General features: G+C 41.5%; 12 protein-coding genes. 8 read left to right on the top strand and 4 right to left on the bottom strand.

The genetic code is table 11. The features are described 5' to 3' along the window. Positions 1-178 precede the first annotated feature (178 nt). From ACTFWY_RS07735 to ACTFWY_RS07745, 3 genes are all read right to left on the bottom strand, one after another. A complete protein-coding gene (locus ACTFWY_RS07735; protein WP_029487242.1) occupies positions 179-361 on the bottom strand; it encodes a hypothetical protein in 183 nt (60 codons plus the stop codon). 438 nt (positions 362-799) lie between these two features. After that, complete coding sequence (locus ACTFWY_RS07740) at positions 800-1,171, bottom strand: hypothetical protein (protein WP_103300577.1); 372 nt, start codon at positions 1,169-1,171, stop codon at positions 800-802. Between the two features lie 353 nt (positions 1,172-1,524). Beyond that, positions 1,525-1,911, bottom strand: a complete 387-nt coding sequence (locus ACTFWY_RS07745; RefSeq protein WP_003127394.1) for a YxeA family protein — start codon at positions 1,909-1,911, stop codon at positions 1,525-1,527. A 242-nt stretch (positions 1,912-2,153) separates the two neighbouring features. On the opposite strand from ACTFWY_RS07745, the gene ACTFWY_RS07750 reads away from it, so the two are divergent. The 3 genes from ACTFWY_RS07750 to ACTFWY_RS07760 all read left to right on the top strand — a co-directional run bounded on the left by ACTFWY_RS07750 (position 2,154) and on the right by ACTFWY_RS07760 (position 4,531). Further along, on the top strand, positions 2,154-2,768 hold the full coding sequence (locus ACTFWY_RS07750; RefSeq protein WP_005471646.1) for a LysM peptidoglycan-binding domain-containing protein: 615 nt from the start codon (positions 2,154-2,156) through the stop codon (positions 2,766-2,768). Positions 2,769-2,890: 122 nt separating this feature from the next. Continuing rightward, a complete protein-coding gene (nagB, locus tag ACTFWY_RS07755) occupies positions 2,891-3,592 on the top strand; it encodes a glucosamine-6-phosphate deaminase (protein WP_003127396.1) in 702 nt (233 codons plus the stop codon). Between the two features lie 228 nt (positions 3,593-3,820). Then, the gene (locus ACTFWY_RS07760) at positions 3,821-4,531 is read left to right on the top strand and encodes an MgtC/SapB family protein (protein ID WP_005471648.1); all 711 of its coding nucleotides are present in this window, start codon (positions 3,821-3,823) and stop codon (positions 4,529-4,531) included. 39 nt (positions 4,532-4,570) lie between these two features. Here the strand turns inward: ACTFWY_RS07760 and ACTFWY_RS07765 are convergent, their stop codons facing one another. Then, on the bottom strand, positions 4,571-5,368 hold the full coding sequence (locus ACTFWY_RS07765; protein ID WP_103300579.1) for a DUF92 domain-containing protein: 798 nt from the start codon (positions 5,366-5,368) through the stop codon (positions 4,571-4,573). 129 nt (positions 5,369-5,497) lie between these two features. On the opposite strand from ACTFWY_RS07765, the gene ACTFWY_RS07770 reads away from it, so the two are divergent. From ACTFWY_RS07770 to ACTFWY_RS07790, 5 genes are all read left to right on the top strand, one after another. Then, the gene (locus ACTFWY_RS07770) at positions 5,498-6,808 is read left to right on the top strand and encodes an NAD(P)/FAD-dependent oxidoreductase (protein WP_138371576.1); all 1,311 of its coding nucleotides are present in this window, start codon (positions 5,498-5,500) and stop codon (positions 6,806-6,808) included. Beyond that, complete coding sequence (locus ACTFWY_RS07775; protein WP_208774663.1) at positions 6,798-8,237, top strand: helix-turn-helix domain-containing protein; 1,440 nt, start codon at positions 6,798-6,800, stop codon at positions 8,235-8,237. Before ACTFWY_RS07770 ends, ACTFWY_RS07775 begins: the two co-directional genes overlap by 11 nt. Before the next feature lie 138 nt (positions 8,238-8,375). Continuing rightward, positions 8,376-9,896: a glycerol kinase GlpK gene (gene glpK, locus ACTFWY_RS07780; RefSeq protein WP_003127402.1), complete on the top strand. Its 1,521-nt coding sequence runs from the start codon at positions 8,376-8,378 to the stop codon at positions 9,894-9,896. Between the two features lie 3 nt (positions 9,897-9,899). After that, a complete protein-coding gene (glpO, locus tag ACTFWY_RS07785) occupies positions 9,900-11,720 on the top strand; it encodes a type 1 glycerol-3-phosphate oxidase (RefSeq protein ID WP_349703894.1) in 1,821 nt (606 codons plus the stop codon). Between the two features lies 1 nt (position 11,721). Then, positions 11,722-12,438: an MIP/aquaporin family protein gene (locus ACTFWY_RS07790; protein WP_349703895.1), complete on the top strand. Its 717-nt coding sequence runs from the start codon at positions 11,722-11,724 to the stop codon at positions 12,436-12,438. Positions 12,439-12,571 lie beyond the last annotated feature (133 nt).

Here is a 12,571-nt window from a genome sequence, read left to right on the forward strand (position 1 = left end):
AAGATGGGTATAGGTCATTTGTACTCACTCCTTATAATTCTTTGGTCGGAACTATTTTGAGTGTAGCACAAATGACTTTTTTAGTTGTCTAGCTTAATTTTACAATCGGCGTATCAAAAAAAATTGATACTTAATCAGTTATTCACCAAATCAGGCAACTAACGAGATGAAATCAGATTCAGTTTTGCTTTTCAGATTTTTTAAGTTTAATTGCTCGTATTAGGTGGACACAAAAGCTCGCAAAAAATAAAAGCCCTGCAATTTTTGGAATGGCACCAATTGAAGCTAAAAATAAAAAAGCTGCTATAAAGTTTACACAAGCGGCTAGCAGGTAAAGGTAGAAACTAGTTTTTCTTTTCAAAGTGCTCACTCCTTTTGAACAGCATATCATACTTTATTTTCAATGTGAAAAAATAATGCCAAAGAAAATCGAAATAAATAATTTCACTATCCGACGAAATAAAAAAGAAATAGAAAGAACTTCTATTTCTTCGAGCGATTTTTATTCGAATACAGGGCAATGATTATAGCTACGGCTATGCAAAAGATTAATACTTTTAACATATTCACACATCCTTTTTAGATTAGTTTAAATTATAACTTTCTAAAAATATATAGGGCTTTAGGCCTATTAGTAAAAGATAATTCAGTCCCACAAGTTATCGAACTCTTTTTTTCGATTATTCCTCGGCAATCAAGAGGGCCAATTTTTTCAAACAACTGTTAAAACAAAAAAGTGAAGAAACTACTGGAACTAAAAGTTTCTTCACTACTCATCAAGTAATCAATAAACCTTTGTTTATTCAAATATGTAACATCTAAATTTTTTGAAGCAAGGAAAAACAAACATACAGAACAATAGAAAGAGTTGAAAAAGTAAGATAATCGTTAAATTGACAGTTCCGTAACGCTGGTAAAGGTAGATATGTACGAGTAATTCACCAAGATTCATGAGAATCAAGATAAGATAACTACTCGCTTTTACTTGGCATCTTTTTAGTAGGTGATAGCTGATGTAATAATCGAGTAGGACAAAAAAAAGTAATAATAGTTTGTTTAAAGCAGTGATGGTATCATGTTGTTCGGCAAGCTGTTGAAAGAACAAAAGTGCTGTGGGAAAAGGGATATAAATGATTAATAAAGAAAGAAAAAAATATACAACAAAAGGCATGTTCACACTTCTAAAAAAAAATTACCAAAAGGCAGAAAATAATTTAGCAAATTTTTATTCAGAGGTCAACAGTAGGATTTGTTATTTCAATGGTTCGAGCATTAGGCATGATTGTTTTTGCTTAAGAAATGAAATCTTGGTTTACAGACTGAGGAAAATTGCGGTGATTTTCTGTCACGGAGGAATGCACCTTGATAAACCCCGTCACAATAAGGTTATAAGAGGGGTTGAATATTATTATTAAAACAATGTATAAATAAAAAAACTCCTGAAAGCAGAGTGGAGAAGACAGTTACTCTTGAGTTCAGAAGTTTTTGGTTTTTGAAAAAAATCAATTTTATCAATGAAAAATGTTATTTTTGTGCATTTAATTTTTTTAATACATCAGCTGGCACATCTTTTTCAGCGACCTCATTCGGTCCGGAGATGATACGTTTTTGACTGATCTCTGCTTTAACTAGTGTGTTAGGAGCATAAGGCTGGATATCTTCACCAGACAATTCATAGGTCATTTCTTGTCTTTCGCCATTTTCTTTAACAAATTCAAACGTATATTTATAAGAAGAATAGCCTTCGATTTTTTTTCCTGAACCGTCTACTGTTTGTTTCCTTTCAGGTGTTTCTTTTGGTGTGCGTGCATAGGCAGTGACTCCTTGATAGGTCTCAGAATAGTATTTATAACTAAAATAGCCTCCTACACCAAGTGCGACTACAAGAAGAGCAAGCATCATTTTTTTCATAATTAACCCTCATTTCTTTTTTGCTGAGACGACTATAACACGGACTAGCTTAAAAATTTCATTGAAAAAGATAACACTATTGTAAGTTTTTGATTGTTTACATGAAAATATAGCTGTAATTTTCTGTCGAGGAATTGTGATAGAAGAAAATAGAATTGAAATCATTTTGCAATATTGTAATGTTAATCTTTTATTTGTGCCTGGGGAGAGGTACAAATACACAAAAAGAGAGGTTTTTTCATTTGAAAAAATTTGTATTCACAGCTGTTGCAGGACTAGGTTTATTTATCGGAGGCACTGTTGCATCTGCAGAGGAACAAACCCATGTGGTTGCTCCAGGAGACACACTGTCAGGATTAGCAACTGAATATGGTACGACAGTGGATGACCTTTTAGCATTGAATGAATCCATTCAAGACCCTAATTTGATTTTTGATGGCGAAACATTGCTGATTTTTAGTGATGCACAACCGATGACACGCGCGCAAGAAACGACAGAAACAGCGCAAGCGCAAACTGAAACTGCGCCGGCAGCTACACAATCAAACGCTGCTAGCACTAGCGCTGCAAGTACACCAAGTACTGGTTCAGGAGTCTTGAATCCAGTGGACGGTATCAATTACTATAATGGTGTCAGAGAATCTTATTATTCACAAAAAGTATTAGCTGGTGGCGGCTTAAATATTCCTGGCCGACATGTTGCCGCTGACGGAACGATCCGTGATGCAGATGGTTATATCGTTGTAGCTAGTGACAATCAAGCCAAAGGCTCAACAGGGCAATCTTCTTTGGGTGCCTACAAAGTCTATGATACAGGCGTTGGTCACAGCGGAATCGACGTTTACACAAACTGGTAATCAGCAAAAACAGCTGCATGAAATATGCAGCTGTTTTTTTGTTATGGTCTAGACTAATTCTTGTCAAAAAAATGAGAGTGTGGTATCATTGGACTATACCAAAACGAAATGAGGAGCGTATCATGGAAATTATTCGCGTGAAAGATGCAGCTGAAGGTGGAAAAAAGGCATTTGAATTGATTCAGCAAGGCGTTGAAAACGGCGCTAAAGTTCTTGGATTGGCGACAGGCAGTACGCCAGAAACATTGTATGCAGAGATGACAGCTAGCGATGTCGATTTTTCAAACATGACTTCTGTTAATTTAGATGAATATGTCGGACTTGGCGGCGAAGATGATCAAAGTTATCGCCACTTTATGAATGCTCATTTATTTGACAAAAAACCATTCAAGGAAACCTTTGTACCGAATGGAAAAGCCGAAGATTTGCAAGCGGAATGCAAACGATACGATGAAGTGATCGCGGAACATCCAGTTGACATCCAAATCTTAGGAATTGGTCAGAACGGTCACATTGGCTTCAATGAACCTGGGGCATCTTTTGATGGCACAACATCAGTCGTTGATTTGACTGAATCAACGATCAATGCCAACAAACGCTATTTTGACAAGGTAGAAGATGTACCCACTACTGCAATCTCAATGGGTATCGGTTCAATTTTGAAAGGTAAAAAAATTATTTTGATGGCCTTTGGACCAGCTAAAGCGGACGCAATCCAAGGGATGATTGAAGGTCCGGTAACGACGGATCTGCCTGCATCTGCTTTGCAAAATCATCCAGATGTCACAGTCATCGTGGATGAAGCAGCGGCAGCCAATCTTTAACATCAATTAGTTGGCAGAGCGTCCAATCTAATCGACAAAATCCGAATGAACATCGGAAAAACCAGCTACTTCCCCATTTCATCCAGTCGGATGAAAAGTTGGTATTTTCGATGATTCTTCGGTTTTTTTTATTTTTCATGGAATACAGCTTAAAGATGGGTTGCGGAATTTGGACCTTCCTTTTTTCATTTTTAAAAATAGATGGTATAGTTGAAAAGGGGTGTTTCAATGGTTGATATGGTCTTATCGATTCCAGAAATTATTCTTAGACTCGTTTTAGCAATGGTCATGGGAGGCGCTATCGGTTTTGAGCGACAGTACAAAAGTCGGCCAGCGGGATTACGGACCCATATTTTAGTCTGTATGGGAGCATGTGTCATTGCACTGATCCAAGTAGAGATCGCTAGTGGGGCGATGCGTGATGCGTTGAATCATCCAGATCTCGCAGGGGTCATTCGTTCAGATGAAGCTCGATTGATCGCACAAGTGGTAAGTGGGGTTGGTTTTTTGGGTGCCGGGACGATTATCGTGACAAAACGCTCGGTAACTGGATTGACGACAGCTGCTTCATTATGGGCGATTGCTGGCTTAGGGATTGCGATCGGCATGGGATTTTATGCGATTTCGATTACTAGTTTTGCCGGGATCTTTTTTGCACTGACGGTGATCAAGCGAATTGTGCGAGTCCCGACAGCCAAAAAATTGGAGATTCAATACATTCATCGTGCGGAAACAAAGGAATTTTTGACAGAGTATTTTCTTGATCGAAAAATCGTGATCGAAGATGTCAACTTTGATGTGAAGTTCATGGAAGACTATCGGATCTATACCAATATTTATACGATCAACTTACCGTGGGGGCTGAGTTTCTCTGATGTTATCGAAGAATTATCAGTTTATAAAAATATCACTAAGCTGCGGTTGGTTGATGTTAGTTAAAAAAGTACTGCCAAAGGTCACACCTTTGGCAGTACTTTTTTAGTTAGGAAAGAAACATGCGATCCCGACAATCGCTAGATTGCTAAGAAAGTTGACTGCTTCATTTGTGATCAAAGCATAGCCATGCACTTTTTTCGTTGGCTGCTGGTGATGACTTTTTTGTTCGGTAAATTGATGACAAACCGTGCATTGGTAACGTACTTGAATCGTTGCTCCCAATAAACTATCGATTATACTACCGCTAAATCCTAACAAGAGTACCCAAATCAATGCTGTCAAAGAGAGCGGTTGGCCGCTGAGCCAGAGACAGATCGCCAGAAGTAAAACGATACCGCCGCTGCCCGCAAAAGAAGCAATGGTACCTAGGAGGCTGACACCGCCAGAAAGACCCGCAGGTAATTTTTTTCCCGTTAAGAGATTTCGGGGTGCCTTTTTGCTCAAAACACCGATCTCTGATCCCCAAGTGTCGGCGGTACAGCTAGCGATCCCGACAATAAATGCCCAGAGATAGTTCTCATTGTTGAAAGAGGCGTAACCGATCAATGCCAATAAACTAGGCGATAAATTAGCCAGCACTTGGATGGCATCGCGGCGCGCACCTTTGATCACCAGATCATCGGCTGAGTTTTTTTTCTTTAAGTGATTGATGATCCCAGAGCTGGCAAAAAAGAAACCAACTAAAAAGATACTGAACCAAGGTCCCAAAGCAATGATGATCGTCCCACTTAAGGCAGCTGCTAAAGCACCGGATAAAGACAACCACTGCAAAATAAAAGCGGATCCTGCTACAAACGCACTACAGATCAGTCCCAGTAAAAATTGATAGAAAAAGACCACAGCTTCCACCTCGCTTTTTTCATCAGTTTAGCATAAAGCAAACTTGTATGTAGCTTTTTTTCGTTGCTGACAGCATTTTACTCGTCAAATGAGAGCGTTTCATTTAAGCTTAGACTAAGAGGTGAGTGTATGAAAATCGTGATCATCGGCGGTTCATTCGGAGGGATCAGCTGCGCCATCGAAGCACGCAAAATCTATCCAGAATCTGAAATCGTATTGATTGAAAAAAAAGCCCATATCGGGTTTATTCCCAGCGGGATGCTCCTGTATTTAGAAGGCAAGATTCCTTCGTTGCAAGACGCATTCTTTTGCTCCAAGGAACAGCTTGAGCAGCTGGACATTCAAGTAGCATTGCAAGAAACAATGTTGAAACTTGATCCTAAGAACCATTTCGTTCAAACAGATCAGCGCAGAATCGCTTATGATCGGTTGATCTTAGCAGCAGGATCTGCACAAGAATCAGAAATTCTCTTACCGATGAATGAAGCCGCATTGACCTATAAAGATTACGGCGCTGCCAAGCAATTTATTCAGGAATTAGATCAGGCAGAAACGATTACGATCGTTGGGGCTGGACAAGCAGGTATGGAAGCAGCCAACACATTAACGGCGCTAGGAAAACAAGTCCAACTAGTGGAATCAATGACGTATCCTTTATTCAAATATTTTGATCAATCGTTTCTGGCTCCTTTTTTAGATGAATTAGCACAAATAAAAAATCTGCAGCTTTATCTGGCAGAACCTACCATTGCCATTGAATCCACGGAAACAGGCTTCCGAGTGGAGACCGCCAATCGGACATTGCTCAGCGCGCTTGCATTGACGACCGTCAATGTCCGACCGCGGCCGCACCCAGCATTTCAGCAGCTGCGCTTGCACAGTGATCATACGATTTGGACGGATGCTTATTTGGAAACTTCCGAAAAGGGTATTTTTGCTGTCGGTGACTTGATTCAGATCTACAGTCCAATTACACGGGATACGGCTTATATGCCATTGGTAAACAATGCAGTTCGTTCCGGAATCGCTGCTGCGCATAATTTGCAAGAGAAAAAAGAACCTTTTCGCGGCGGCTTACGGACAGTGGGAACCCATCTGTTTGGCTGGTATCTGGCTAGTACAGGAATGACTGAATCAGATCGCTTCTTTTATGAACAAGAAATTACCGTCAAAAAATTTACCGCTAAAGCTTCATTAGTAGATGACACACCGATCCACGGGAAACTGATCATTGCCAAGACAAGCGGGCAAGTATTGGGCGCTCAGTTACTGTCAAAGTACAATCTCTTAGAAAAAATCAACCTGCTGGCATTTGCCATTGAAAAGGAGAGCACATTGTCAGAGTTAGCGCAAAAAGATTTCTTTTTTCATCCTCATTTTACTGATGTCTTTGAACTGTCCAATGCGATTGCTTTAGGAAGTGCTGCCAATGAAATTTGAACAATTATTAGAAAAAAAAGAAGCCAAGCAATTACAGCTACTGAAAAAGCTGCTTCTAGTTGGAGGTGAACTAGAGCTTCATGAGATGGCTGCTTACCTTAGGATCAGCAAACCATCCTTAGAAAAATATGTTGATGAGTTATTTCTATATTTAGCTCCTTATTCTGATCAATGCCATCTTTTTTATCAAGGTTCATCATTAGTTCTAGAAACGAGCCCAGAGTTCTCGTTGAATCAGATTGAATATGTGTTCTACCACTCGTCGATCAAATTTCAAGTGCTGGAACATGTATTGATCAATCAAGAAATCGCCACGATTCCGTTAGCGCAAAAATTAATGATTAGTGAATCCTCCCTGTTTCGCAAAATCAAAGAATTGAATCAAGTGTTGGCAGAATTTGGATTAGAGATTTGGCAGGGGAAACTCATGGGGGAAGAAGCTCAGATTCGCTATTTTTATTTTCAGCTGCTTTGGTACTTAAATTCTTTCAAGAGTCAGCCATTACCGATTGATACAAAATTTGTGGGACTGATCGCTCGTGGGCTCAATCTGACCTTTACCGAGGAAGCACAGCAACGGGTCAGTTTGTGGCTGAAGATCATGAAGTATCGTTTGAAAGCGTCCGGACAATCGTTTCAAAGACTACGGGAAAACATGGCATTTTATGAGAAAGATCCATTGTATCAGCAACTGCGGGAACTTGTCTTTCGCAGTTTTGGGCATTATGCACTGGAAGTTCGTGAAGAAGAGGCGATGCTCCATTTTGTTTTCTTGCTTTCCTTTTCCGTTTTCTCTGAACAAGATTTTCGCCAGTACATGCTGCAACGCTCCCGATTTACGCCGACAGCACTTACCGATACGCTGATCTTGGAACATATCTTGCATTTGTATCGACCGGCTGTCCCGCAAGAAATCGAAGCCAATTGTTATTTTCATCTTTCTCAGATCCATAGTCGTTTGTATTTTTTTAAAGGAGATGTCGAAGTTTTTGATCGAGAAAATATTTGGCAATTAGAAGCAAAACTCTCAAGTCGTAATATTCGCCAGATCAGTGAACGTTTATTGAATACTGCTGTACAAGAAATGAAGCTGGAAGCATCAGAAGAAAATACATTGTATATGATGACCATGGTCAAATATTTGAGTGTCCTGACGATCATTGATTACCAAATCAATCGGGAATTTCGGGTAGGCATCGCGTTGAATATGGATGCACTTTTCAAAGAGGCAGTCTTTTATATGTGGCTGCTGTACTTAAAAAATTTGAATGGGGTCGTCGTTGAGCGCTATGCTAAAGAACAAGACTATGATCTGATCTTGACGAATTATCCGATTGAAACATCGATTCCTACATATCGGATCAGTGAGTTAGGGACGACTTACGATCGAGAAAAAATCAAAAAGATGATTCGCGAACGCTTCAACTAATGGCGTTTTTCCAGATTTCGTCAATTTCTTAGAAAATCTCTAAAAAGTTGACGAGATCACTACAGGTAATTCGAGTAAGATAAATGTAAGAAAACGGTATCAAAAGAATAAATCAACCATTTAAAAGGAGAGAGAAACATGGCAGAGAAAAACTATATTATGGCAATCGATCAAGGAACTACAAGCTCAAGAGCAATTATTTTTGACCGCAACGGACAAAATGTCGGTAGTTCGCAAAAGGAATTTCCCCAATATTTTCCAAAATCTGGTTGGGTAGAACACAATGCCAATGAAATCTGGAACTCTGTTCAATCGGTTATCGCGGGAGCCTTTATCGAATCTGGGATTCGACCTGAAGCAATCGCCGGAATCGGGATTACCAACCAACGGGAAACAACAGTTGTTTGGGATAAAAATACCGGTCAACCGATCGCCAATGCGATCGTTTGGCAATCGCGCCAATCTTCTCCGATTGCTGACCAATTGAAAGCCGACGGACATACAGACATGATCCATGAAAAGACAGGGTTAGTGATCGATGCTTACTTCTCTGCTACGAAAATCCGCTGGCTGCTTGATAATGTGGAAGGTGCACAAGAAAAAGCAGAGAATGGGGATCTACTATTCGGTACCATTGATTCGTGGCTTGTCTGGAAACTGACAGATGGGCAAGTCCACGTGACGGATTACTCCAATGCGAGTCGGACCATGCTTTATAACATCCATCGTTTAGAATGGGATCAAGAAATTTTGGATTTGTTAAATATTCCAGCATCCATGTTGCCGGAAGTCAAAAGCAACTCCGAAGTTTACGGCCATACTCGCAGCTATCATTTTTATGGCAGTGAAGTACCGATTGCTGGGATGGCAGGGGACCAACAGGCTGCTCTCTTTGGGCAAATGGCTTTTGAAAAAGGCATGATCAAAAATACGTACGGTACAGGGGCGTTTATCGTTATGAATACCGGAGAGGAACCACAATTATCCGACAATGATCTGTTGACCACGATCGGCTATGGAATCAATGGTAAAGTATACTACGCATTGGAAGGTAGTATTTTTGTTGCCGGCTCAGCGATCCAATGGTTGCGGGATGGCTTACGTATGATCGAGACGTCTCCGCAATCTGAAGAATTAGCGGCAAAAGCGACTGGCGACAATGAAGTCTATGTCGTACCAGCCTTTACGGGATTAGGTGCACCTTATTGGGATTCTGATGCTCGGGGAGCAGTTTTTGGCTTGACTCGCGGGACAACGAAAGAAGACTTCGTGCGGGCGACCTTGCAGGCTGTCGCTTATCAATCGAAGGATGTCATCGATACCATGAAAAAAGATTCAGGGATCGATATTCCATTGTTGAAAGTGGATGGCGGGGCTGCTAAAAATGATCTTTTGATGCAATTCCAAGCAGATATCTTAGATATTGAAGTACAACGGGCAGCCAATCTTGAAACGACAGCACTGGGGGCGGCTTATTTAGCTGGCTTGGCCGTCGGCTTCTGGAAAGACCTCGACGAATTGAAAGCAATGGCAGAAGATGGTCAACTCTTTACACCAGAAATGCCAGCTGATGAACGTGAGAACCTTTATGAAGGATGGAAACAAGCAGTGGCAGCGACTCAGATGTTTAAATTCAAAGTGAAGAAAGAAGGCGAGTAAGCCATGACTTTTTCTTATAAAGATCGGCAACAAGCCCTAGCAGAAGCAAAAAATACGACCTATGATGTATTGATCATTGGTGGCGGAATCACTGGTGCTGGAGTCGCCGTGCAAACGGCAGCTGCTGGCATGAAAACGATTTTGGTAGAAATGCAGGATTTTGCTGAAGGAACCTCCTCTCGTTCGACGAAACTGGTTCATGGGGGCATCCGCTATTTGAAAACATTTGATGTCGAAGTTGTGGCAGATACAGTGAGGGAACGAGCGATCGTGCAACAGATCGCTCCCCATATTCCTAAACCAGATCCCATGCTTTTACCTATCTACGATGAGCCCGGTGCAACCTTCAATCTTTTTTCTGTCAAGATTGCCATGGATTTGTATGATCGTCTGGCAAATGTAACAGATAGTAAATATGCCAATTATACGTTGACGAAAGAAGAAGTATTGGAACGAGAACCGCAACTGCAACATGAGAACTTGACCGGAGGCGGAGTCTATCTGGATTTCCGCAACAACGATGCCCGTTTAGTGATCGAAAATATCAAACGGGCCCATCAAGATGGTGCTGCAATGATCAGCAAAGCCAAAGTTGTCGGTATGCTTCATGATGAACAAGGAAAAATCAATGGTGTTCAAGTAGAAAATCAATTAACGAAAGAACAATTCGCCATCCATGCGAAAGTTGTGATCAATACCACTGGACCATGGTCTGATATCGTTCGAGAATTAGATAGCAATGATAACTTACCGCCGCAAATGCGCCCAACCAAAGGTGTCCATTTAGTGGTGGATCGTGAAAAGCTGAAAGTACCTCAGCCAACTTATTTTGATACTGGCAAGAATGATGGTCGGATGGTTTTTGTGGTTCCTAGGGAGAACAAGACGTATTTTGGTACGACAGATACGGATTACACGGGCGATTTTGCCCATCCGACTGTTACGCAAGAAGACGTCGATTATCTTTTAGAGATCATCAACCATCGCTTTCCAGAAGCTGCGATCCAACTGGATGATATTGAAGCTAGCTGGGCGGGGTTACGCCCGCTGATCACGGCTAATGGCGGTTCTGATTACAACGGCGGAGCTAAGAGCAAACTTTCGGATGAAAGCTTTGATCAAATCGTGCAAACTGTAGAAGCGTATTTGGACGATCACCGCAAACGCCCGCAAGTCGAAAAGGCGATCAAACAAGCAGAGGAACGTCTAGAAGCCAGCAGTGTGGATCCTTCACAAGTTTCTCGGGGCAGCAGCTTGGAAATGTCTCAAGACGGACTGTTGACACTGGCCGGAGGCAAGATTACAGATTATCGGTTAATGGCTGAAGGCGCCGTCAAACGAATCAATGAATTACTGGCTGCAAAAGGGCAGCAGTTTGAATTAGTGGATTCCACGCGTTATCCGGTATCTGGCGGCGAAATTGATCCGACCAATGTCGAGGACGAACTGGCGCAATTGGCGAAAACCGCCGAAGCTGCCGGTTTTTCCCCAGAAGATGCGCGATACTTGGCCGATCTTTACGGTTCAAACTTACCGATAGTCCTTACCTATAAAACCACGTTTGCGGGGCTGGATGAAAAAGAAAGCACGGCATTGAATTATGCCTTGCAAGAAGAACTGGTTCTGACCCCTGTGGATTATTTATTGCGACGAACCAATCATGTTCTCTTTATGCGAGATACGTTGGATCAGATCAAAGTTGGTGTGATCGATGCAATGGCGGATTATTTTGAATGGACAGCTGCAGACAAGCAAATGTATGCCGAAGAATTGGATCAAGTAATTGCGGAATCAGATTTGAGTGCCTTAAAAGGAGGAGAATGATATGAGTGATGCAACACAAATCTTTAGTGAATTTCTGGGAACGGCAATTTTAGTTTTACTGGGGGATGGTGTTTGTGCGGCAGTCAACCTTAAAAAGAGTAAAGCACAAGCTTCCGGCTGGATCGTGATCGCGACAGGCTGGGCAACAGCTGTGACGATTGCTGTTTATGCCTCTGGCTTCATGGGACCTGCCCATCTGAACCCTGCTGTAACGTTGGGAATGGCAATGACGGGTAATTTTTCTTGGGGATTGGCGGTACCTTTCATGTTGGCACAGTTAGCAGGCGGGATCGTCGGTGCAATTCTTGTTTGGCTCAATTACTTGCCGTTATGGGATGAAACAGAAGATCAAGGCGCTATTTTAGGGACATTTGCCACTGGACCTGCCGTTCGTAACTTAGCCGCGAATACGATGACCGAAGTGATCGGTACGTTTGTTTTAGTATTTGGCTTGTTGGCATTTGGTGCAAATACCTTTACGGATGGCTTGAACCCAATCGTAGTCGGAATCTTGATTTTGGCGATCGGTCTTTCTTTAGGCGGACCGACAGGATATGCCATCAACCCAGCTCGAGATTTAGGTCCGCGGATCGCCCATCAAATTTTGCCCATCAAAAATAAAGGAACATCTGACTGGGGATATGCGTTTGTACCAATCATTGGACCTTTTATCGGTGCAGCATTGGCAGCCGGACTATTCATGATTTTACCGCTCTAATTGACTCATTGATCTTTTAAACGATAGCGATCTGCTAGATGGCTATCGTTTCTTTTTTTTGATAAATTCCTTCGTTTGATTGAATTCTTCCAGCAAAAGTGGTTAAATAAAGAAGCTGAAAAAAGAGCAAAGG

The sequence above is a fragment of the Enterococcus sp. 125944 genome (assembly GCF_051909435.1).
Taxonomy (GTDB): domain Bacteria; phylum Bacillota; class Bacilli; order Lactobacillales; family Enterococcaceae; genus Enterococcus_D; species Enterococcus_D gallinarum.

What these genes read in the sequence shown, in the direction of transcription:
- ACTFWY_RS07740 (WP_103300577.1), bottom strand. Translation starts at nt 1,171, where the DNA reads ATGCCTTTTGTTGTATATTTTTTTCTTTCTTTATTAATCATTTATATC.
- ACTFWY_RS07745 (WP_003127394.1), bottom strand. Translation starts at nt 1,911, where the DNA reads ATGAAAAAAATGATGCTTGCTCTTCTTGTAGTCGCACTTGGTGTAGGA.
- nagB (WP_003127396.1), top strand. Translation starts at nt 2,891, where the DNA reads ATGGAAATTATTCGCGTGAAAGATGCAGCTGAAGGTGGAAAAAAGGCA.
- ACTFWY_RS07760 (WP_005471648.1), top strand. Translation starts at nt 3,821, where the DNA reads ATGGTTGATATGGTCTTATCGATTCCAGAAATTATTCTTAGACTCGTT.
- ACTFWY_RS07770 (WP_138371576.1), top strand. Translation starts at nt 5,498, where the DNA reads ATGAAAATCGTGATCATCGGCGGTTCATTCGGAGGGATCAGCTGCGCC.
- ACTFWY_RS07775 (WP_208774663.1), top strand. Translation starts at nt 6,798, where the DNA reads ATGAAATTTGAACAATTATTAGAAAAAAAAGAAGCCAAGCAATTACAG.
- glpK (WP_003127402.1), top strand. Translation starts at nt 8,376, where the DNA reads ATGGCAGAGAAAAACTATATTATGGCAATCGATCAAGGAACTACAAGC.
- glpO (WP_349703894.1), top strand. Translation starts at nt 9,900, where the DNA reads ATGACTTTTTCTTATAAAGATCGGCAACAAGCCCTAGCAGAAGCAAAA.
- ACTFWY_RS07790 (WP_349703895.1), top strand. Translation starts at nt 11,722, where the DNA reads ATGAGTGATGCAACACAAATCTTTAGTGAATTTCTGGGAACGGCAATT.